Annotated in this window: 23 protein-coding genes and 4 pseudogenes; 19 read left to right on the top strand and 8 right to left on the bottom strand. The window is 47.3% G+C overall.

The genetic code is table 11. From position 1 onward, the window contains the following. Positions 1 to 504 (top strand): RNA polymerase sporulation sigma factor SigK (gene sigK / locus PVA01S_RS21365; RefSeq protein WP_127609393.1); only part of this gene is annotated, 504 nt, incomplete at its 5' end. Between the two features lie 176 nt (positions 505 to 680). On the opposite strand, the pseudogene PVA01S_RS21360 reads toward sigK, so the two are convergent. From PVA01S_RS21360 to PVA01S_RS21340, 4 genes and pseudogenes are all read right to left on the bottom strand, one after another. Next, positions 681 to 1225 (bottom strand): annotated as a pseudogene (locus PVA01S_RS21360) (LysR family substrate-binding domain-containing protein). Positions 1226 to 1338: 113 nt separating this feature from the next. Further along, a complete protein-coding gene (locus PVA01S_RS21350) occupies positions 1339 to 1686 on the bottom strand; it encodes an integrase core domain-containing protein (RefSeq protein WP_127609387.1) in 348 nt (115 codons plus the stop codon). 3 nt (positions 1687 to 1689) lie between these two features. Then, positions 1690 to 2049, bottom strand: coding sequence for a hypothetical protein (locus tag PVA01S_RS21345; RefSeq protein WP_127609385.1), 360 nt, complete (start codon positions 2047 to 2049; stop codon positions 1690 to 1692). A gap of 93 nt (positions 2050 to 2142) precedes the next feature. Continuing rightward, positions 2143 to 2475 (bottom strand): transposase, encoded by a 333-nt coding sequence (locus tag PVA01S_RS21340; protein WP_127609383.1) that lies wholly within the window; start codon positions 2473 to 2475, stop codon positions 2143 to 2145. Between the two features lie 59 nt (positions 2476 to 2534). On the opposite strand from PVA01S_RS21340, the pseudogene PVA01S_RS27785 reads away from it, so the two are divergent. From PVA01S_RS27785 to PVA01S_RS21315, 5 genes and pseudogenes are all read left to right on the top strand, one after another. Then, positions 2535 to 3519, top strand: a pseudogene (locus PVA01S_RS27785) (fatty acid desaturase). Between the two features lie 396 nt (positions 3520 to 3915). Further along, a pseudogene (locus tag PVA01S_RS21330) lies at positions 3916 to 4726 on the top strand (MBL fold metallo-hydrolase); the annotation flags it as partial. Beyond that, positions 4719 to 4907, top strand: a complete 189-nt coding sequence (locus PVA01S_RS21325) for a rhodanese-like domain-containing protein (RefSeq protein WP_127609381.1) — start codon at positions 4719 to 4721, stop codon at positions 4905 to 4907. The pseudogene PVA01S_RS21330 and the gene PVA01S_RS21325, both read left to right, overlap by 8 nt. Before the next feature lie 300 nt (positions 4908 to 5207). Beyond that, positions 5208 to 5693 carry a DsrE/DsrF/DrsH-like family protein gene (locus PVA01S_RS21320; RefSeq protein WP_127609379.1) on the top strand — a complete coding sequence of 162 codons (486 nt, stop codon included), beginning with the start codon at positions 5208 to 5210 and terminating at the stop codon, positions 5691 to 5693. A 90-nt stretch (positions 5694 to 5783) separates the two neighbouring features. Next, positions 5784 to 6044, top strand: a complete 261-nt coding sequence (locus PVA01S_RS21315; protein ID WP_054795618.1) for a metal-sensitive transcriptional regulator — start codon at positions 5784 to 5786, stop codon at positions 6042 to 6044. Positions 6045 to 6076: 32 nt separating this feature from the next. Here PVA01S_RS21315 and PVA01S_RS21310 read toward each other — a convergent pair whose 3' ends face one another. The 3 genes and pseudogenes from PVA01S_RS21310 to PVA01S_RS21300 form a co-directional block, all read right to left on the bottom strand. Continuing rightward, positions 6077 to 7015, bottom strand: a complete 939-nt coding sequence (locus tag PVA01S_RS21310) for an SDR family NAD(P)-dependent oxidoreductase (protein WP_127609377.1) — start codon at positions 7013 to 7015, stop codon at positions 6077 to 6079. Between the two features lie 23 nt (positions 7016 to 7038). Beyond that, positions 7039 to 7626 (bottom strand): TetR/AcrR family transcriptional regulator, encoded by a 588-nt coding sequence (locus tag PVA01S_RS21305; protein WP_127609375.1) that lies wholly within the window; start codon positions 7624 to 7626, stop codon positions 7039 to 7041. A gap of 145 nt (positions 7627 to 7771) precedes the next feature. Then, positions 7772 to 8218 (bottom strand): annotated as a pseudogene (locus PVA01S_RS21300) (cytochrome P450); the annotation flags it as partial. A 28-nt stretch (positions 8219 to 8246) separates the two neighbouring features. Between PVA01S_RS21300 and PVA01S_RS27545 the strand changes: the two are divergent. From PVA01S_RS27545 to PVA01S_RS21240, 13 genes are all read left to right on the top strand, one after another. Beyond that, positions 8247 to 8375, top strand: a complete 129-nt coding sequence (locus PVA01S_RS27545) for a hypothetical protein (RefSeq protein ID WP_280531827.1) — start codon at positions 8247 to 8249, stop codon at positions 8373 to 8375. 92 nt (positions 8376 to 8467) lie between these two features. Further along, entirely contained in the window at positions 8468 to 8899 is a 432-nt protein-coding gene (locus PVA01S_RS21295; protein ID WP_127609371.1) for an RrF2 family transcriptional regulator, read from the top strand. A gap of 137 nt (positions 8900 to 9036) precedes the next feature. Beyond that, positions 9037 to 9312: an NAD(P)-dependent oxidoreductase gene (locus PVA01S_RS21290; RefSeq protein ID WP_127609369.1), complete on the top strand. Its 276-nt coding sequence runs from the start codon at positions 9037 to 9039 to the stop codon at positions 9310 to 9312. A gap of 159 nt (positions 9313 to 9471) precedes the next feature. After that, on the top strand, positions 9472 to 9846 hold the full coding sequence (locus tag PVA01S_RS21285) for a DoxX family protein (protein WP_127609367.1): 375 nt from the start codon (positions 9472 to 9474) through the stop codon (positions 9844 to 9846). A gap of 225 nt (positions 9847 to 10071) precedes the next feature. After that, the gene (locus tag PVA01S_RS21280; protein ID WP_127609365.1) at positions 10072 to 11304 is read left to right on the top strand and encodes an aminopeptidase; all 1233 of its coding nucleotides are present in this window, start codon (positions 10072 to 10074) and stop codon (positions 11302 to 11304) included. 156 nt (positions 11305 to 11460) lie between these two features. Then, entirely contained in the window at positions 11461 to 12489 is a 1029-nt protein-coding gene (locus PVA01S_RS21275) for a hypothetical protein (protein WP_127609363.1), read from the top strand. A gap of 238 nt (positions 12490 to 12727) precedes the next feature. Beyond that, positions 12728 to 13252 carry a hypothetical protein gene (locus PVA01S_RS21270; protein WP_127609362.1) on the top strand — a complete coding sequence of 175 codons (525 nt, stop codon included), beginning with the start codon at positions 12728 to 12730 and terminating at the stop codon, positions 13250 to 13252. Positions 13253 to 13275: 23 nt separating this feature from the next. Next, positions 13276 to 13728, top strand: coding sequence for a hypothetical protein (locus tag PVA01S_RS21265; RefSeq protein ID WP_127609360.1), 453 nt, complete (start codon positions 13276 to 13278; stop codon positions 13726 to 13728). Positions 13729 to 13856: 128 nt separating this feature from the next. Next, complete coding sequence (locus PVA01S_RS21260; protein WP_054795622.1) at positions 13857 to 14135, top strand: hypothetical protein; 279 nt, start codon at positions 13857 to 13859, stop codon at positions 14133 to 14135. Positions 14136 to 14147: 12 nt separating this feature from the next. Then, on the top strand, positions 14148 to 16031 hold the full coding sequence (locus tag PVA01S_RS21255; RefSeq protein ID WP_127609358.1) for an ATP-binding protein: 1884 nt from the start codon (positions 14148 to 14150) through the stop codon (positions 16029 to 16031). Between the two features lie 129 nt (positions 16032 to 16160). Next, positions 16161 to 17402 (top strand): DnaJ domain-containing protein, encoded by a 1242-nt coding sequence (locus tag PVA01S_RS21250; RefSeq protein ID WP_127609356.1) that lies wholly within the window; start codon positions 16161 to 16163, stop codon positions 17400 to 17402. 52 nt (positions 17403 to 17454) lie between these two features. Next, complete coding sequence (locus tag PVA01S_RS21245) at positions 17455 to 18564, top strand: PD-(D/E)XK nuclease family protein (protein WP_127609354.1); 1110 nt, start codon at positions 17455 to 17457, stop codon at positions 18562 to 18564. 36 nt (positions 18565 to 18600) lie between these two features. Continuing rightward, on the top strand, positions 18601 to 22197 hold the full coding sequence (locus PVA01S_RS21240; protein WP_127609352.1) for a tetratricopeptide repeat protein: 3597 nt from the start codon (positions 18601 to 18603) through the stop codon (positions 22195 to 22197). Here PVA01S_RS21240 and PVA01S_RS27540 read toward each other — a convergent pair. Next, the gene (locus PVA01S_RS27540) at positions 22169 to 22297 is read right to left on the bottom strand and encodes a hypothetical protein (protein WP_258313411.1); all 129 of its coding nucleotides are present in this window, start codon (positions 22295 to 22297) and stop codon (positions 22169 to 22171) included. The genes PVA01S_RS21240 and PVA01S_RS27540 overlap by 29 nt on opposite strands. Between the last annotated feature and the right edge of the window lie 40 nt (positions 22298 to 22337).

Raw genomic sequence — 22337 nt, 5'->3', positions numbered from 1 at the left:
AAAAAATTCGATAATACGGGGGAAGATTTGGAGGATTTGATCTCGATCGGTACGATCGGGTTAATCAAAGCGATCGAGTCGTTCTCGCCGAACAAAGGAACGAAGTTGGCTACATTCGCAGCTCGTTGTATCGAAAACGAAATCCTGATGCATTTACGATCCCTGAAGAAAACAAAGAAGGATGTATCCCTTCATGACCCCATAGGAACGGACAAGGAGGGAAATGAGATTACGCTGATCGACATTCTCGGCTCGGAGGCCGACGATGTCGCGGATAAGGTAGAGCTGAAGATTGAGAAGAGCAAAATATACCGCAACCTCGATATCCTGGATGAGCGGGAGCGGGAGGTTGTCGTCGGCCGGTTCGGGCTGGAGCATGGCGGCGAGGAGCGGACACAGCGGGAAATTGCGAAGGAGCTGGGGATCAGCCGTTCGTACGTTTCGCGAATTGAGAAGAGGGCGCTGATGAAGTTGTATCATGAGTTTTATAAGGCGAAGAGGTGAGAGACAGGAAACCAGCTGACCCCGGTTGAGAAACCGGGGTCAGCTTTCATATTTTTGTGCTCATAACACATAAACGAACTTATATCACCTCTATAACTATCTGCCACGCGATTATGCGATTTATGATTTATTGAAAATCAAGCAGATAAAAAAGGTTTTTTCACCTAAGGCGAGCATCATCTTTTATATCGAAAACCGGGTGTCATCAAACGTAAACCTTCACTACGCGAGATTTGTCCTCTAAATTCATCTAAAAAAATCTGTAGGGAAGGATTCGTATATTCTTTTCCCCAGGCAATCACCCAGTCATATGTTATGTTTTGATCTTCGATTTTTATCATTCTGTGGTTATCACATTCAAAGCAACTGACACATTGAGGAAGGATGGATATTCCCATACCAGATTCGACCAAAACAAATAATGTTTCCATACGATCTACTTCGAAGGAAATCTTTGGAGAAAATCCTTCTTTTGCACATAATTTGATAATATAATCATACCCCTCTGGCACTTCTTTTCGTGACATGATTACAAAAGGTTCGTCCGTTAAGGAAGATAGGGGGATTTTGTCATTGGTTGACAAACGATGATCTTTACTGTACTAAATGTTTCCCAAGTAAGGGTAGCGAATTGTTGCAGGTTATGGGAAATGGTAAAGCCTACATCGATGTCCTTATTGGCTAAGGACTTTATAAGTAACCCTGTATTAAGTTGGGTCATAATTACTTCAATTGACGGATACGTTTTTCGAAACTTCCTTAGGCGGCTAAACAACCGAATTATTGAGTCAAGGTCACTTAACATGCTTCTTGCTTAGAATTGCTCCAAAATGCTTAGACTTTTATAATTTTTGGACATTCTTGTCCTGTTGCAACCGCCTTACGGAACTGCTCAGGCGCAAGATCGTTCAGACTCCCATGCATACGACGCTTATTATAAAACTCAATATAAGCTGTAACGACACTGTAAGCCTCCTGGTAGGTCGTAAACTCATGCTTCTGCAGACACTCTGATTCGAGCACGCTATGAATAGATTCAATGTGAGCGTTCTTATTCGGCGTTCTAGGTGGAATACGCTCGTGGATCGTTTCGTGCTTCAGACAAGCTTCTTCAAAGACATGGCTAATAAACTGCGGCCCATTATCTGTTCGAACGACAGGACGTTCTTGAGTTTGAAACAACTGTCATTTCCACAGGCCACGCTGTACAAGAGCTGCTGCGTGTTTTCCTTCGCAGGAGAGTCCGAAGTGAAAATCGATAATCTCTCGGTCACAAACATCCAACACGCAGAGTAGGAAGAAGAACCGATGTTCTCCTGCGATGCAGCCGTACTTGACGTCCATTTCCCAGAGTTGATTCGATGCCGTAATCTCTCGATTGTTTGCCAGCCTGCGGGGGAATGCGTTGCGTTTGCGCCGCTGCGGCTGCAGAAGGTTCATAACCTTCAACAGACGATAGACCTTCTTTTTGTTAATGAAGCCCGTACTCTCGTCGTAAAAAGATCGTGAGCTTACGATAACCATATACATCGGTTTCATCGCCACTGACGAGCTCACACAGCCACTCGCAGATCTGCTCATCACCGACGATCTGTAAAATGCGTTTAGCCGCATGTCCCAGCTTAATCCATTTGTCGGCTATTTTAATTTTGTCCGATAAGCTGGGTTCTGCTTTTTTAGCAAACCACGTAGTACAGCGATCTCCAGATCTTTTTCACCAAGCAATTCCTTCAGTTGCTTATTCTCTCCTTCGAGAGAACGAAACTCTTGTGGGGAAGGAACATACGCTTTTATGGTCTTGGCTGACGGTTCGGTCTGTTGCCAATCGGTATGATCCGCCTCATTCATCCACCGGTATAACACCTTAGGATTAAGGTTATGTCTGCGTGCAACCTGTGAAGCATTTCCAACTTCTTTTGCTTCCTGAATGATCTGTTGTTTGAACTCCAATGTGAACCTTCTCCGTTGCATTAAAAATCCCCTCCATTGGTTCTGCTTCTAGCTTACACTGTTAAGTGGATTAGACTCAAATCCAATTTCGGGGCTTAAGAGATACCATCATCTGGTTCGCTGCACTCCTAATCACGGGTGTTATAGCGTACCGCGCATGGGGGACATGGTGGGCGGTTCCGGCATTCGCAGTTTACGGCGTTCTCTGGGGTACATGCGGTGATTCCCGACAGCACGAATCCGGACACGGAACACCATTTAAGACGCCTTGGATGAATGAAGCCCTTTATCAAATTACATCCTTTATGATTCTCCGGCCTGCTACGGTTTGGCGATGGAGTCACACTCGTCACCATACCGATACCATCATTGTAGGAAGTGACCCTGAAATTGTCACCGAACGGCCTCCCGTATGGAAAATTATTTTGATTGAATTTTTCCGGATGTTTGTCGTCGTAAAAGATTTTAACAGGACTATGATACATTTCTTTGGTAAGATGAACGAAGAGGAAGAAAAATATATTCCTTCCTCAGAGCACAAAAAAGTGTACTGGGAAGCGCGTGTTTTTATACTCGCCTGTTTGGCTGTGATCCTTTCGTGCGTTTACATGCGAAGCATACTGCCGGCCATGTTTATCGGCTTGCCGGTTTTTTTACGGCTCTTGGCTTGGTTGGTTATTTGTTCTTACGCAACACTTGGGTCTTAATGAAGATGTTCTTGATCATCGTTTGAACTGTCGTACCTTCTATACCAACCCAATTATTCGTTTCCTTTATTGGAACATGAACTATCACATCGAGCATCATATGTTTCCAATGGTACCGTATCATGCACTGCCAGCCCTACATAAAGAGATGAAGTCTGACTGTCCAGCGGCAGCCCCAAGTCTATGGGCGGCTCTTAAAGAAGTTATTTCGGTGCTTATAAGGCAACGAAAGGATCCCGCGTATAATGTTGTCCGTCCATTGCCGGCCACAGCGCGGCCGTATCGATATGGTCCCCACCCGTTTGGAACGGTGGTTTCAGACGTGACAGATGTACAGGAACTAAAGGCTACGCGGTGAAAATAGATTCGGGCAGATCATGTATGATGATCTGCTCTTTATGATTATTACAACTTTTCTTAAAGACAAATGCGGAACTGCTAAAGTAATTTAAAAGTTGACGAATGAGAAAATGTTTATTATAGGTGTTTACATACCTATATGGGTATATGTAGAATAAGAGGGGCTAACTTCAAATCCAATACATGTCTCCGTACAAAAACTTGGTTTAAGTCGGGATTTTTTTTACTCTTTTATATACCCCTATGGGTATTTGAAGGGGAAGAGCCCTATGGGATATGACATGGTTCATTACCATCTTCGTCATCGGCTTCTTGAGCTCATTCATGGATTTCAATTTTATTTGAATTTTGAATACCGGAGGGAAATCAGATGAATGATGTGCAATTGCGTGGAATGAGCTCGGCAGAATTGGCTAATAAAGTTTTGAACCATGAGCGCATTTTTATTTTAGATGTTCGTAATGAAAGAACTTTAAGGATTGGAAAATAGAAGGTAAACAAGTTCAAGTAATCAATATGCCTTACTTTGAACTGCTTGAGGGTGTTGATGCCGTTCTTGATAAAATTCCGGATGATCAAGAAGTTCTGGTTGTTTGTGCGAAGGAAGGTTCCTCAATATTTGTAGCGGAGCAATTGCTTGAACAAGGTAAACAAAACATCGCTTATCTCCTTGGCGGTATGAAGTCTTGGAGTGAACATCTGGAACCGGTCAAAGTTGGGGATCTGAAAGATGGAGGAGAAATCTATCAATTTGTACGAATCGGCAAAGGATGCCTGTCTTACATGGTCATATCCAATGGTGAAGTTGCTGTGATTGATGCCGTTCGGATGACTGAAGTTTTTGCAAGCTTTGCAAAAGAAAATAACGTTACAATCAACCACACCATCGATACGCATCTTCACGCTGACCATATCTCTGGTGGTCGACAATTAGCCGAAAAAACCGGGGATTTTATTGGCTCCCGCCTAAAGATGCAGCTGAAGTTGTGTTCCAATATTCTCCCGGCCATACCATTGGAAGTACATCTTTAATTGTTGACAATCAATATTTACTGTCCGGGGATATTCTATTCGTAAAGTCCATTGGTCGCCCTGATTTGGCTGGCAAAGCGGAGGATTGGGTTGCTGACCTCAGGACAAGCCTGTATGAGCGTTATAAGCAACTATCGGAAGATTTAATCGTGCTTCCTGCCCACTATGGGAGAGCTTGAGGAGAAGATAAGCCAGCTTGATCCAAGCGGTGAGTATTATGTGGTTTGCCGTACCGGACACCGGAGTGATATAGCATGCCAAAGGTTAACCGAAAAAGGATTCAAAAGTGTTAGAAATGTAACCCCTGGTATGTCGCAATGGGCTTATGAAGTCGAAAAAGAAGAAGATCAATAAGGATAGAAATTCAATTATATACCGCATGGGGGTTGGATGGAGGAGGATCGAAAGTGACAATCTTCTTAATATTGTCATTATTAATCGTTTATTTATTTCAATGAATTAGAATTAGACATGCTAGAGGGCTGAAATATATAGATGCCGATGCATTTTCTGAGTTTATAGGGGATCAACCAAGGCCTATTAAGATTCTTGATGCTCATCTAATGGATGGTATGCCTGGTTATCATTTGTCTAAGGAGAAGCAACCGGAATATGGTAGTCTTCGTTCATTAAAACAAAATGGGGATGGAATTCATGGGAGAACAAAAAGAAAAAACAACGATTGTTCTTTTTAGCGGGGAATTGGATAAAGCTATCGCGGCATTCATTATTGCAAATGGAGCCGCCGCGTATGACCACGAAGTAACGATTTTCTGTACCTTTTGGGGGCTGAATGCACTTCGAAAGGATGAAGACGTTTTGGTGAAAAAGGGATTTCTGGAGAACATGTTCGCTAAAATGATGCCGCGCAGCACAGACAAACTTGGACGATCTAAGATGAATTTCGGCGGCATAGGTCCGAAAATGATCAAGCACGTCATGAAAAAACATAATGCCTTGACTTTACCCCAATTAATCGAATTGGTGCAAGAGCAAGGCGTTACATTAGCGGCTTGTACCATGACCATGGACTTGCTCGGCTTGCAGAAGAAGGAAGAGCTTTTAGAAGGTGTTGAATATGCGGGTGTAGCGGCTTATTTAGGTGATGCTGCCGATGCGAAAGTGAATTTGTTTATTTAGTAGTAAATTATCCTTCCTTCCTGGTTGTTTTCGTTACCCATATCGGCAATAATAACCTATACCGGTATCAATCGAAAGGAAGGATTTAATATGAAATACGATGATGATGTAAAGAAAAGATTAAAACGTATAGAAGGTCAAATTCGCGGTGTCTTGAAAATGATGGAGGAGGATCAAGACTGCAAGGATGTCGTGAGCCAAATCTCCGCCGTTAGAAGCGCTGCGGATAAAGCGATTGCTTACATTGTAGCGGTGAATTTGGAGCAATGTATTATGGAGGAAAAGGAAGCCGGAAGAGATACAAGCAAAATGGTTAAACAAGCGGTGGAGTTGTTAGTGAAAAGCCATTAAAGCAACCCTTCCCGGGCATCCCTTCCGAAAAATTAACCTTCAGTCAGCGTAGTGCTCAACTTCCATATTTTTCCGACATTTTGAGCATCAGTCGCATAGCTGGGATAACTCCCTGATCCGAATATGTTCTTCAATTGTGCGATGCCTGTTTCGTTTGGTGATGGCTGAACAATCTCTCTCTTATGGTTAATAAGCTGGCCGGTAACATTCTTAAATTCATCCGAGGTGCAAATGTGAAAATAGCTATCGGCCATGCCTGACGGTAAAGGATTAGTCAGATTTTGGGCCCAAGCAAGTACTTTCCAAAAGGAACGCATTTTTTTAATCGTCTCTTTTGATAGTTTTACCCGGTTAATTTGAAGGGCATTGACTTTGATCCCCTGGCTTTTAAATTCTTCTGCCATTTTGAAGGTTAGCATCAATAGCGCCATTTTCGAATCACCGTACATTTTATAAACGCTATAAGGCCGCGTGTCGCGGAATTCGCCGCGCAGATTATCGAAGTCGATTTTCCTTTTCGGGTCGAAGAAATGTTTGATGTTTGTGGTGCAAGCATGAAGGATTCTCGGGTCTTGCGATTTTTCGAGATGATCTGCCAATAAACGAGTCATCAAAAAAGGACCGAATGTGTTCGTAGCAAAAGTCAATTCGATATGCTCGGGGCTAAGTTTATACTCTTTTTCACCATGGCTTAAGTAGGCGGCGTTATGGATCAGAATGTCCAAGCGCGGGTATTTGGCTTTAAAAGCTGAGCAAAATGTACGAATAGAATCGAAAGAAGAAACATCAAGCTCCATCAGATCTACGTGAGTATGGTTTGAAACTTCAGTGATTTCTTTTTGTGCGGCTCTACTCATCTCCATATTGCGGCAAGCCATGATAACACGATATCCTTCTGTCGCAAACTTTAGTGCTGCCGCTTTACCTATTCCCGAATTTGCTCCTGTAATTATAACGATTTTGTCTTTCATGTCGATCCTCCTGTTTTTTCACCCTAATTTTGTCCTTCCAAATTCCCTGCCTTACGCATTTGAGCAGCGTCAATGATATCCATGGCCGTGCTATTTAATAGGTGAATCATCTTTTCCTCATCAAAATCGTCCGGCAGCAATCCATTGGCCACCATGACGGAAAGACCTGTCTGGAAAATTTTCATTTTTAATAAAATGGTCATCAGTTCCCCGTCTGTGAGGCCTTCGAGATGGGGGTCTTGTTTCATCAGCTCCACAAGCATGCCCATTTCATGATCATGATCGTTCATGTACTCATTTTTCTTCATGACCAGGTCTCGAAACAGGACACTATACTCCTTGGCGAACCGCAGACTGGCGACTCCTATATCATGAAACGGATGCCCTGTATTTTGTTCCATCAACAGCTGTTTGCTAATAGCAAAGGTCTTTTTGATAACCTCTTGGATCAGTTCGTCTACCTCTTTAAAATTGACATAGATGGGAGCGATGGAACTCCCCAGCTTCTCAGCCACCTTCCTGATCGTAATGCGATCAATGCCTTCTGTTCTTGCGATTTCAAAAGCTGCATCGATGATTTGGTCCTTCTTGAACTTTGATTTAGGTGCCATCTCGTACTCCTTGAGTCCATGTGTGTCTTGTGATACATATCATATGATCTATATCGATCATTATACAACATTTTCAGTTTTGTGGTTAGATTACGCTGCCAATCGATCCTTTTAACGTCTCATCGGCTGTCGTTGCCCGATCTGATTATGGAGCCAAGAGGATTGGAAAACTTCTCAGTCCGTATACGGCACTGTTTTCGATCGCATCTACAGTAAAGTTTTCCGGTAACGAGAGTGAAGCGTATTTTTTGATCAATTCGGTTAAGGCAATTTCAGCTTCGAGCCGGGCTAAGGGAGCACCCAAACAAAAATGATTCCCGTGTCCAAATGCTACATGATGATTCGGATGACGGTGAATGTCAAATACATCAGCGCGATCAAATTTGTTCTCGTCCCGATTTGCGGATCCTACGAAAACAATTAGAGGTTGTCCCTTTTGCAGGTGTTTGCCCCGGATCTCAACATCCTCTTTCACGACCCGTTGCAAGATCGGAGCTGGAGCGCGATATCGCAGTGCTTCTTCTACTGCGTTTGGAATGAGTGATAGATCATTTCTAAGCTCTTCATACACGCCAGGGGTTTCCAAAATAGAACTCACAACTAAAATGAGTGAAGAGGAAATGGCTGATTATTTGCTGGTCATTGTCAGGGGAATCGTACTTGGATGGTGCGTCAACAATGGCGATTACTCGTTGGAAGAAATGATGCTGAAGTTTATGAAGCGGATTCTTTCATCTGTCACTTCATGACGCTCACTTGCACATACAAATATCTTGTTCTATGATGTGCTTAATACAGTTGCATTTAGAGCTTATACAGCTGTTCTAAGGAGTGATATTAAATGAGTACAGCAAACCGCGGAGTTAACATTGGGCCTCCCCGTTTTAAAATAGCAGTTCACTCGATCGTCTGGTTAGCTAAAAGCGGCAGCGTATTATCGAGTGCCATGATCGCAAACCAGGTTGATTCGCACGCAACTTTTATGCGCAGAGTCATGCATGCGTTAGCGACAGCAGGTATCGTTGAGTCAAGGGGTGGCCGAGAGGGAGGGTATATCTTACGGAGACCAGCAGATCAAATTACGTTAGGTGAGATCTACAGTGCAGTTAGTACGGGGTTCGTGGAGCCTGATGTTAATTGCGGAGAAGCCGGTGAACAACTCGACGTTGAACTGGAAAAAATTCTCCATGAAGCCGAACAGCGAACGATTGAATACTTGCGTCAATATACGATTGCGGATGTAATGAATCGCGTCGAATTTTTCGTGATGTAATATTTTTTCTGCAAGGTACTAGTCAAACCATTATAATCCAACTATAATGTGCTTAATTGAGTTGCAGTTTCGGCTGCTCTTTTATTTTTAAATATAATGTGCCTCTTATAAGCACAAATAAACGAAGGAGCAAGAGAATGAAGATAACCGTTTTTGGATCAACCGGCCCTTTAGGAATGGAGTTAATTAAACAGGCACTTGAAGCGGGGCATGCGGTTGTTGCATTTGCCAGAAGTATAGAAAAGCTCAGCCACCTTACACACGAAAGATTGGACATAATCAAGGGTGACCTGTCTAATCGGACAGAAATCGAACGTGCTGTAACTGGAGTTGATGCCGTCATCAGTTTACTGGGTCCAAAAGGAAAGGTAATGAACACCGAATTGAGCGATGGAGTAAATATCAAGAGCTAGCATTGCTCAATTTATGCTGGATCAAGCGGCAACCGCTGAATATGTTAGAAGATCGCCTGCAATTAGCAATTAGTTCATACTACGGGGTGAAGCATGGGGAAACTTAATGTTATATGTGCCTTAATTGATTGCATATAATAAAAAAGAAGGAGTGATCAGATGGATATTTTGGCATTCGTTTTGCAAGGATTGCTGGCTCTAGCGTTTTTAATGGCAGGATTGGGGAAAATAACAGGTTCCAAGATGCATGTTGAGGGCTTTAAACATTGGCGGTTGCCGCAATGGTTCCGAGTTGTTACCGGTATCGTTGAATTCGTCGGTGCTGCGGCATTGATTATCGGCTTTTGGGAATCCAGTTGGGCGGCCGCGGGCGCGCTTTGGCTTGGTGTTACGGCCATTGGGGGAATCTTGGTTCACGTACGAGTCAAGGATTCGTTCAAGCAAACGTTCCCGATCGTACTTCTTGGCCTATTATCTCTCATTGTATTTTTTATCCGCTCGTCCGAGCTTTCCGATTTTCCGGGGTTTAACTGATGAAGCAACTGCTCTGTTACAAAATATTCAAATGGTTATGAGGCAATGATTAAAAAAGGCAGTATAGAACTCGTCAGCTGAGTTTTATACTGCCTATATTTTATGATTTTCCTGCTGGTGTACGGCCAGAAGTGATCATAGGCGGCGGTCGACCGTCCATTTTTTGCTTTCCGTCGCGTTTGCTATACAATAATAAGAAATACATAGAACCTTGGAGGGATGACAATGTCTGAATTTCAACAATTATTAAGCAAGTATGCCGAGCTAGTCGTCAAGATCGGTGTCAATATTCAGAAAGGACAGACGCTGGTCGTAAACGGTACGATTGATTCTGCCGAACTGGTTCGCTTGATTGTAAAAAAAGCTTACGAATCAGGCGCTTATTTGGTCAAAGTGAATTGGACCGACGATACGGTATCCCGTTTGCGGTATGATATGGCGGCAGATGAATCGTTCCTGGAGGAGCCGAAATGGTATGCCGGGGAAATGCTGGAGCTTGTCGAGAAGGGCGCGGCGGTTATCAGTATCGTATCGTCGGATCCGGATCTGCTAAAAGGCGTGGCCCAGGAGCGGATCGTCAACTATCAGAAAACATACGGTAAAGCGATGGCTAAGTACCGGCAGTATGTGCAGTCCGACAAGTTCAGCTGGTGCGTCATTGCGGCTCCTTCGAAAAGTTGGGCTGCGAAGGTATTCCCCGGGCTGCCGGAGGAAGAACAGGTTAGCAAGCTGTGGGAGGCGATTTTCCGGACGGTGCGGGTTGATCAGCCTGATCCGGTCAAAGCGTGGGAGGAGCATATCAGCAACTTGAACCGGAAATCGGACTATCTCAATGCCAAGAAGTATAAAAAGCTGCATTATCTCGCTCCCGGCACAGACCTGACCATTGAGCTCCCCGAGGGCCATATTTGGGTAGCTGCCGACAGCATCGACGAGCGGGGGAATGCTTTTGTCGCGAACATGCCTACCGAGGAAGTGTTCACCGCGCCGTTAGCCGGCGGGGTCAACGGTACAGTATCCAGCACGAAGCCCTTAAGCTACGGAGGCCATCTGATTGATGAATTCACGCTTACATTTGAGAACGGGCGTATTGTCAATGTAACCGCCGCGCAGGGTGAAGAAACACTGAAAGGCTTGGTCGAGATGGATGAAGGCTCGCATTACTTGGGCGAAGTTGCGCTGGTTCCCCACCGGTCTCCGATTTCAGAGTCCAACATCCTTTATTACAACACACTTTTCGACGAAAATGCTTCTAATCATTTGGCTATCGGAAGCGCCTACGCTTTCTGCTTGAAGGACGGAAAAAAGATGTCACAGGATGAGCTGAAGGAAAAGGGGCTCAATACGAGTATTACCCATGTCGATTTTATGATCGGTTCGGGGGAAATGGATATTTTCGGTGTGACGGCCGACGGTACAGAGGAGCCCGTATTTAAACAGGGCAATTGGGCATTTTGATAAGACGTGCATGAAGAAAGGCTAAATACGGCTCAGCATTGAGGAAGAGTCAGCTGGTCCCGGAGATCGAAGTAAGCATATTAGGTGCCCCGCTTTTGCACCTAATATGCTTTTTTGTACCAACATCAGCAAGCCCTTGAAGGAGGCCCTCCAGGCATGAGAGAAGATCAGAAGCCGTACCAGATCATCCTCACGATGGTCAAAAACAGAACGAAATTGAAGGACTGGGTCATCTCGGAGACCATTCGAGCGGGAAAAGCGATTTTAGAGGAGAGAGAGAAGAAGGAGAAGCCTAATGTGTGGGATCGCATCTACGATGATTTCGATCTCCCCGAGGATTTGCCGCGAAAGCTCAGAGACCTGAAAAAACTGCAGCTGAAGGATTTTTGCGGCATGGAACCGCCTCAAAGGAAATGCTATAACCAGTTTGTCCATTATTGTTCGATGCTCTCCGAAGGGCTAGGCGCCGAGCCGAGCCTTAAGACGATAAGCGATAGCATACAAAGAGACCTGCAGCTTTACTTAACCACGATCCAAGAGTTTGTGGCAAATTACAACCTTACTCATCCCGTCGTGAAGGAAAAGGACGCTCCGGCTGCCTTGCCCCCGGAAGGGACGGTGAACCTGGAACCTGCGGAAGAGAACTCAGCCGCTCAAGCGGCCGGGAAGGCTGCAGCCCATGCAGCTATCATGCACCATTCCACTAAGGCAGGGGAAGGGAGGACGACGTTCTTGGACATCAGGGTAGTGAAGCTGAATGAGCTTATGGAGACCTTTCTCGATGAGATGAATATGTTCCATGCGGAATCGACCTGGGAACATATAGCCGACCATGCGGAATATGACCGCTTTATCGTGATGAAGAAACAGACGACCTTTCGGTTCAACTCGGATTATGGGGATATGGTGTTTACCGTCTTTGAAGCCCCTGTTGAAAATAATGTATATGTGATCTCGCTGGGGCCTATGGACGATGAGGTCGAAGTGGTGACCTACGAACGGATGGAGGAGGCCATTTCCGCGATTATGGAGTTTATCCATTCAAATCATGATTATGCGCTTGATCACTTGGAAAGAACGTATACGAAAACGTACGAATTGGCCGATGGAGTAACCCATACCGAGCGTTATTCCTATGACACCTTGTCCTCGATTAGCGACAAAATAGCCAAGCTGCTGTCCTAGGCTAAAACAAACGCAAACCAACCGCTTCCCTCGGGGAACGGTTGGTTTTTTTTGTTCCCTTCTGCGGTGAAATCGGGGAAAACGGGGATTGCGGGGATCGCGTTACAGGCCGTGTTCAAGCCGTATACTAAACCTATCGAAAGCATGCGGCACTTCAGCGGAGGGCAGTAATAAAGAACCTTGAGCTGCCACCCGCCGCTGGTGCTGGCAACCCACGATTCCAAGGAGGCTGATTCTCATGTCCAGTTCGAAGTGCGTGTCCCAACAGATCCAGTACCTGATACTAAGCTCGATATTTGACGACCCGGATTACCAAAGCTCAGGCATAGCGGCAAGAAACCTGCTCGTGATTCTTTGCGAGAATAAAGCGAAGTGGCTGCAGGTCGGCGTGGAAAGGGCGAACAAGTCATTCGAAAAGCGCATTCGTTGGGCGCTATCGGCGCTGGTCAAATCCCATGCGCTCCAATGCTCGGGGAACGGGACCTATCGTATGGGCAAGCAATTTCACGAGGTCTTGAAGGAGCTGACTTACGATCTCTGTGAGAAGCTCGAGGTACAGCTGGACTTCTGCGGACTCGGCTGCGAGGAGATGGAGCAGTTGTCGACAAACCGTGAGAGGCTCATGAAGAGCCTGGAGAACGGTACCGTTGCGATCCGTATCCTGGAATCGGAGCGGGATAAGCAACTCCATCTGTTCACCGCGGAGCAGGTTACAAGACTGGCTCGTCATAGCGTAGGTCTTCAGATCTACAGCTACGCCTGATTCAGAAGGGGGCCTTATTCCGAATGGACATTAAGGTTACTCCGTTGTACGAGATGATCGAGGGCTTTCTTGAAGAGATGAATACCATCCATGCTGAAACGACATGGGAGCGTATAGCTGAGAACGCGGATTACGACCGCTATATCGTCACAAGGAAGCAGGAAACGGTCATCTTACATTCCGATTATGGAGATACGGCTTTTCGTATTGTGGAAGCCCCCCTGGAGAACAGGATCTATGTCCTTTCCATGGGGCCTATGGACGATGAGGTGGTCATCCATCTGTATGACGCGATGGAGGAAGCCATCTCATCGATTATGGAGCAGCTGAACGCAGGGAGCCCGGAAGTCCGTGTGGATCATATCGAACGATCTTATATCAAAACCTACGAAGCGGATGGCTATATGAAAACCATTCACTACGCCTACGATACCGTGTCCTCGCTTAGTCTTAAAATTGCGAAGCTGCTCGCGTAAAACGGGGGAAGCGGGGATTTCGGGGACCCCGTTTCGGCCGGCCGGCATGACCTATACTTGTTTTACAGAACACGAAAGACGTACAAGCTGCTTCATCAAAGAAGATGACGAATTAAGGAGGAGTTACCGTGATCCAGCATCGCATCCCTTTTCAATTTCTGGTTCAGGAAGGCCGGCTGACCGGTCCTCTACTCGAGGATAAGGAATCCTTCATGCGCCAATGGCAGGCCCGCAGCGTTCAAGTCACGATCACAGGACATCCCGAAAGCTCGCTGATCGTGATCACGGACTTGGCTGACACCATTGAAGCCATGCTTCCGGCAGACGCTTCGTATGAATGGGAGTTCATCGCCTCGGTCCTTTCCAAGCCCCATCAATTTATTGCCGAAATCACGGTGTATCCTTAAGGAGGACTTCAAATGCTCAAGCTGATTAGCGCAAGGACTCGTTCCCATAGTTTACAGACCGGAGAGATCATGCAGTACCTTCCGCTGCCGGAGTTAACGTATAAGGAGCTAAAAGCCGACTTCAAAGCTGCGTCGCATCTGGCCGTGATTGACGAGCTGGATTTGTCGGGGGCAGGGGGAGTGCTGGTCAAATGCAAGTACCGCGAGGATGGAATTTTGGCAGCAGCCTACTTGTTTAAGAAGTTTGAACTGCAGTCAGGACATCAGCTCAATGTGGCTGAGCAAGAGGAGGATGACGGCGCCGAGACGGATGCGGACTACCCTTCCGGCGAGGAGCCGTATGACGGTGAACCGAAGGGGAACGTACCGCATGAGGTTTATTCCATCCTCTACAAGGAGGAGAACCTAACGAGCCTTCCGGTCATCACTTCCCGGGAATTAAGCAACGCTTACAATCAATCGCCGCCGATGGCCGGCGGCTTCGGCTTCCATCCCTATCAGCCCAGTTGGGGGGAGGAGAGTAAGACTAAAAAGCCCTACTGGTTTGAGGGAAAGTATCCTCTAGTGGTTACCGAGGGGCCCATGAGCTTTGTGAAACCGACGGAGGCCTTTAAGCATGTGGGCCGGTTTATCATTTACATCATGGAGGAATCGAGTTTTTTTCCGGAAGAGGATCTTCCAACGGATACGGAAACGATTGACAACTTTGAGAAAACGCTGCGGTTTGAATTGGACTTTGAGAGCTGCCGGATTGCCTCTCCTTCGAGCGTTTATTTACAGGGTGTGATTGCCGAATGCGCCAGGGAACAAGGGTACAGCCTATCGAAGACGGTGGACCGCGTCAAGCTGATTGAGCTCCTCAAAAGCTACCGCGGCCACAGCTTTGCCAGCTATCAGGATATGGAAATCTTGGTCCGCAAAGCAATTAAAAAGAAGAAGAGCCGCTCGAAAACATTAACCAAGGCTGATTTCGACAAGGTGTTTATCATTGGCGAAACGCACAAGAAGGCTTCCGCTGCTTTGAAGCCATCCGGTGCCGCAGCACTGCTGGATCAAATGATTGGGCTGGACGACGTGAAGGCTCAATTAGTCCGGGTCGTAAAGCGGATGAAGTTCGATAAGCAGCGCAGTGCCAGCGGCCTGAAGACGTCGGTAACCCACATGGCGGCCGTATTCATGGGCAGCCCCGGCACGGCCAAAACGACGACAGCCCGCATCTTCGGCCAAATGCTCTGTGAGGAAGAGGTGCTCAATAACAACCAATTTGTCGAAGTGAGCCGTAAAGATCTCGTCGGGAAGTATGTCGGCTGGACAGCCCCCACCGTAGCAGGTTTATTCGGAAAAGCGAAGGGTGGAACTATTTTTATAGATGAAGCCTATAGCCTTATGAGTGAGGGACAGAAGGATGGCTTTTCCGACGAGGCCCTGTCGGAGATTATCAGGCAGATGGAGAACAATCCGGATACCCTTGTTATTTTTGCCGGCTACACGGATAAAATGAAGCATTTTATACAAGAAGCGAATCCGGGCTTGCGTTCAAGGCTAACCAACATCATTGCCTTTGAGGATTATACGCATGAGCAAATGTGGGGGATTTTCAATTACTTTGTGACGAAGGAGGAGTATGTTCTGGCGGATGCTCCCCTCGTGAAGGAAAGGGTGGAGGAGTTTATTGAGAAGATGAAAGAGCTCGGCCCCGGGAATACGGGGAACGGCAGACTCATGCGTAAGCTATTTAAGTCGGCCGTCAGCTATATGGCGGAGCGGGAGGCTCAGGACCTGAGAACATTGACGTTATCCGATGTCGAACAGGCGGCAGCTGAGTTATTCAGAGCGGAAGCGGCGGTCTTGCGCGAACAGCATGCGACAGGCAGCAGAATCGGATTTGTCGTTTGAAGCACCCGTTGTAGGCAGGAAGAACTAGGATGACGCCATTTTTTGGGTCCATCCCATTTCACTAGACTCATTAGTAAGGTAGAATATAGAAAAGGCTCAGAAAATTTCAACCCAGGATGAAGGTGTAAGATGTATATTAATGATCCTTATGTAGTGCTGAGCGTCTTGCCGGATGCCGACGAGAAAACCGTACAAAAAGCGTATCGCACGCTGATGAAAAAATACCATCCCGATATCAGCACCGAAATCAACAGCACCGAAATTGCCAAGAAAATCAATTTGGCCTATGAAATGGTCTTGAAAAAGTTCCGGCATCGTGATGCTTCCGATGCGCAGGATGCTCCTGACATGGAGGGTGCGGAGTCGGGAGGGGAGGCTTCCTTTGAAACTGGGCAGGAGGCCATGCATACGTTCAGCGTACCCGGTATGGGCGGCGGTTACTTTTCCATCGGTGAATTTCAGCTGCTGCATCTAAGCTATAGAGGCCCCATCCTAAGTCTGGCGGAGCGTATGGGCAAGGGGGACTTTGCCGAGCAGCACTTCGATGAGATTTTTACACATATTTACGACAGGCTTCATCCCAAGAAAAAAAGAATAAAGGCTGCTCGGCAAGCGAAGCCGGATGCTCCAGTAGTGTGGACGGATGCGGTAACCTTTGCGGATATGTGCTTTGAAATCATTTTGCGTATCGTGCTGGGCAAAGTCACGGAGCCGATCCGACAGCAGGAGCTTAACCGGATTACGGAGCTGGATCTATCGTGCCCGATGCTGAGCGATATCGAGGATTTAAAGTACATTCCGAATATTCGAGTGCTGGATGTATCGTTCACGGGCATCGAGGATACGAATCCAATCGAACAGCTGAAGCATTTGGATACCCTGCTCCTTTCCAAAAGCGATATCCCGTACCCTCCATCCGCGCCTTTAAGGGTCAAGGAGCTGTATATGAGCTATTGCAGCGACCTCCAGCTGGAGCATATCGGTCTGCAGACACAGCTGGAATTGCTCGATGTCTCAGGCAATGACCTTACGGATTTAGGCCCGATCGTGCAATTGACCGCCTTAACGGACTTGATCATATACAACAACAGTCTGACGAGGCTGGACGGGATCGGCCGTCTTCAGCAGCTCAAGCGGCTGGATATCTCCTTGAATCCGATCACGAATATCTCCGAGCTGGCTCAGCTTCCGGATCTGGCGTACATCAACCTCAACTGGACCCGGGTCGAAGATTATTCACCGCTGCTTCAGATGAACACCCTGCGATTTGTCGATGTGAGCTATGTCAGCGATTCGGTGCTGCAGCGGTATGAATCGCTGTGGCAGGAACTCGAAGGCAAGGGTGTCACGGTAAAGAAAATACCGGATTGAACTCGGGAACGGTGCGAATGGATCGTTTAAGTATCTCTAGGGAGGATAGACGTTGGAGACTCATACATTGGAAACCCGAATAAACGAGCTGCTGCAGGACCCCAATTTTCTCAAACTAAAATCGCTTCAATCCAAGAGCAACCTGTTCGAAATTATCGCGGCCTCTCATACCGAAATGTGGCACAGCGCCTTTGTGAAATGGCTCATCGATCCCGGGTCCAGCCTGGGCTTAGGCACCTTTCCGCTGCAGCGTTTTTTATTTATGGTCAGCCGTTACGGCGTGTTTCATGAGGAGGCGGTGGTCGTACTGGATTTAGCCGCCATTGTGGACGAGGAAAAGCTCAAGCTCAGCGAAATGCTGTTCCAAACCGAATATGCGGACAGAAGCGGAGAGGATAAGCTTAGGCTGGACATCATCGGAACGAACGATGTGCTGAGAATTACGATTGAAAATAAAATTAAAGCGAACGAATCGAAGGATCAGACCGAGAGGTACTATCACTATCTCCAGCAATCGACCGGCAATTTTGAATACGATCTGATGATCTATTTATCCCCGGACGAGGCCAAGGCGCCTTCCTCCAGCAAGTTTATTCAGATCAATTATCAGTTGCTCTGCGATCATGTGATTAAGCCGTGCCTTCAGCATCCGGAACTTACCCCGGAGAATAAGTTTTTGATCCTGCAATATCTGGCGAATCTAGGCAAACCGATTAAAGGAGGAAAGGTGATGGCCCAACCGAACAGAGATCTTTGTCTGACTATTTATAATGCATATAAGGATGTTTTCGATGAGATTTACGTATCCGTCAAAGGTGAGGCGCCTGCTTCCAGAACAACGGCGGAGCAAATTAAAAGCTACAATATTTCCCTGTCGCAGCTGATGGAGAAGGGGATTCTGTCTTTAAGCGATCAATTCAAGGCAAGCTTCAAAGGCAAAGACTATACGGCTGCCTTGATTAAGCTTCCGGAAGACGATGCGGTTCAGATTCAGTTCCACGATCAGCTGTTTAACAGTCCCTCGAAAGCGGCCACCGCGATTACCCAAAAGAATGCGAACGGCTGGAACTTTTGGGATGTCTACGATGTGAACGGCAGATTTAAAGGGAAATTGTCCGAGTTAAGAGCGGAGTTAACCAAAGACGAACAAGAAGAGCAATGATTACCTATTCCGAGACGGCTAAAGGGTGAGGGAACGGTGGCTTTTAATCCGGATGAGCTCCATAAAATCAAATCATACAGCAGAGATCAGCATGTATCGGTCATTTACGAGTATATAGTAGGGAATAAATCCCAGGAGAAGGTGTCGGCATTAACCGGCATAGAGGAGTGGACGGTATCCTCGATTATCCGGGCCTATAACTTTAATCAGAACAAGAACGGAAGCTTTCGATCCGGTACGGACCGCGGCAAATACAGGGGCACGGAGAGAGAGCTTGTCAGCAAGTTTGTGAACCTGCATTATCCGGGAAATGTCGAGGCACGGACGACGTTTGCCGATTTTATCGCCAAGCACAAAAAGCAGGTCGCGAAGCCGCCGGCGGCTCCTCCCAGGCAGACTTACGTGCAAAGGCCCGTACAGCAAAGTCCTGTGCAGAGATCGAAGCCCCCGGTCCCGAAGCCGGCTCCTGCACCTCGTCCGGTGGTTTACCAGCCTACGGCATCCGAGCTGTATAACAAAGCGATCGGGCTTTGGAACGCGAGAAATCACAACCGGGACATGGTGGATGGGTTTAGACAGGCTGCGGAGCTGGGCCATGAGGATGCTCCTTATTATTTAGCCGTTTACTATAGAGATCGCGGGCACTATGGGGCGGAAAATCTTCAAGCGGCACAAGGCTGGTTTGCGAAGGCGCTGGAGCGCGGCTGCAGACAGGCCAAGCTTGAGTATGGGGATTTTTATTATGAGTTGGCTCTGAACGCGAAGGCTTTAAAATTATATAACACGGTAGTTCCAAGCTATGAAAAAGCGGCGAAGGCCGGTCATTCCGGCGCTCAAAACAATCTCGGCGTGCTGTATGCGAATGGGGAGGGTGTGACCCGGAACGATCAGCTGGCTGTGTATTGGTTCGATCTGGCGGCGAAGAATGGCAACCGGTTCGGGATGAGCAATCTGGCCTACAGATGGATGAACGGCTCCGGCGTTCAGCAAAATGACGTCCAAGCTTTATATTGGTTTGAAAAGGCAGCCGGCCTTGGGGATGAGGACGCAAAGAAGCAATGTGCTGATATCGCGTTTAAGCTGGGGAGAAGACTCGGCAAATCAACGGATGAGCAGGATCGGAAGCAGGCCTTTGATTACTACCAGAAGGCGTTATTGTACGGGAATCAGGAGGCGCTGTTTTACTTGGCGCACAGTTATGCAAACGGCCTTGGCGTGAATCAAAGCTATCGTCAAGCGGCCGAATACTACGAAAAAGCCGCACAGCGGGGCTCAGCAGCAGCGCAAAACAATCTGGCGGTTTTATATGCGAATGGTCATGGAGTGACACAGGATCACGGTCAAGCGCTCTATTGGTATGAGCAGGCCGCGAACAATGGCAGTAAGGTAGCCATGCGGAATATGGGCTATTGCTATAAAGAGGGAAGGGGCTGTCCGAAGAATGCCTATGGGGCTGTACACTGGTTTGAGAAGGCGGCGGAATTAGGCGACGAGGAAGCTAGGAGCCAGTGCGCCGAAGGCGCTTATTGGATCGCCGAGCAGTTCTATAAATCCAGGGATGTGCAGGAAAAAGGGAAGGCCTTTGAATACTTCGCCAAGGCACTCAAGCATGGCCATGACAAGAGCTTGCTGAACCTGGCCGTATGCTGCGAGTATGGACATGGCGTGGAGCAAAGTTATGCGAAAGCGATTGAATATTACCAACAGGCACTAAGCAAAGGGATCGACAAAGCCTATGAATGGTTGGCGGACGCCTATTATCAGTATGGTAAAGAGTACGACGAGGAAGAGAGTTATGACGAGGCTATAGCGATGTTTGAAAAAGCGGCTGAAATGGACCATGAAGATGCGATGATCGCTTTGGCGCAGTGTTACTTTGAAGGTAAGGGAGTGAATATGGACGACCATGCCGCTGCCGAGTGGTACGTGAAGGCGGCTGAAGTCTGGTCCGCGAGGACCTCGGCTGAGGAACACTATATGGAAGCGGCCGAGAAGTGCTTCAATCACTATGAGATTGAGCGCGGTTTGGCATGGTACGAACGAGCGGCTGACTTAGGCGCCGGAAAAGCGATGGTCGCGCTGGGCAATTACTATTTCGGGGAAGAGGATTATAATGACGACCCCGAGTACGAGACCGCGATCGAATGGTATCTTAGAGCCTTGGAGCAGGGTGATGACGATGGCGAATATCATTTATACCGCTGCTATATCAAGCTTGGTGAACAAGCGTGGGAAAACAGAAATATCGAACAGGCCATAGCGATGTATAAGGAAGCTAGAAAGTACGGATATGGGGATTCAACGAAAGAGAGTCTTCACCGATGCTACTGTCATCTGGCAAGAGCCGCGGTAGACGCGGAGGACTATCGGCTGGCGGCAGAGCATTATGAACAAGCGGAAGAACATGAGCGGCTCGGTGAAGAAGAAGACGCCTATATAGAGAAGATCGGTGATCATTTTTATGATAGCGAAGACTATTACGGTGCATGGAATTGGTACAAGAAGTCCGGAAATTTGGCTCGGCAGACGGGCCGGGCTCAAAATGCCATAGGCTTGTCCTACATCAGGAAGAACGGGAAACAGCCTGATTTCGTTCAGGCTTTCTATTGGTGTAAGCAAGCGGCGGAACAGGGATTTAGCCCCGCCCAGTACAATGTGGGCGGCTTTTATCTCAACGGGGACGGCGTTCAACGGGACTTTACGAATGCGGTGTACTGGTATGAGCAGGCCGCCAAGAATAGACACAAAAATTCGTTACATAACTTGGCCTTTCTATACATGTCGGGCATGGGGGTTCCCCAGGACTTGGATCAAGCGGAGGAGCTGCTGACCGCGGCTTATTTACAGGGCTTCGATAATCGCACCTACCGGTTTACATGCAAGCCGCTGTCTCCCTTGAGAAGCTTGCTTGCCCGGACCGCCTCCGTGAAACCGAGTCCTCTGGAGAGTATGAGAACGTTGTACGCTTTAAAATACCCGAACGAAGACGGGCAAAGGCTTCTAAAGTTTGCTGACTTCTTAGTCAAGGAAAGACAATGCTTCGAATTGATCTATGAAATCGGCCTGTCCTATGAAACGGGCTACAGCCCCCTGCTCGGCGTTCGCGTCGAATCGGACATGGCGAAAGCATTCGTTTACTACAAGGAAGCCGTGGATAAAGCAGGCGATGTCCGGGCGATCGGTAAGCTTGGACATTGCTATAGACACGGCAAGGGGATCGGGCAAAGTGACGAAAGGGCAATAGAAGCCTATAAACGAGGTGAAGCTTTGAAAGATCCCGAATCGTTGAACGCGCTTGGGGAGTGCTATTTCACTGGACAAGGGGTCGGACAGGACTATAGCAAGACGTTTGAGTATTGCTCCTACGCGGCGGAACAGGGCCATGCCGAGGCGCAGTATAATGTGGGCTTCTGTTATGAGAACGGCTACGGTGTGGAACGGAATGAAAGGGCTGCATTGGAGTGGTATGTAAAGTCGGCTGAGCAGGGCTTTGCCTTGGCTGAACAGCAAGTAGCCGTATGCTACGAGCTGGGCATCGGCGTCGAACCGAGTCCGGAGAAGGCAAGGGAGTGGCTGGCGAAGGCTGGAGCGAAGTCATCGAATGCTATTCTACAACAATATCATCCGGATTGATTTCGGGACCAAATTCCTTCTTCAGGTATTCATCATAAAGTTTATGCAAAAACTGCTCTTTCCCTAATGCTTCAAGCTCGCTGTTAATCCAATCATTCAATTCTTTGTTCCCTTTTTTGACTCCACCAGCCCAAGGGGTA

It is taken from the genome of Paenibacillus validus NBRC 15382, from assembly GCF_004000985.1.
GTDB classification, from domain to species: Bacteria; Bacillota; Bacilli; order Paenibacillales; family NBRC-103111; genus Paenibacillus_G; species Paenibacillus_G validus.
Note: the sequence above shows the minus strand (reverse complement) of the source record. Positions and strands in the feature narration are given on the sequence as shown.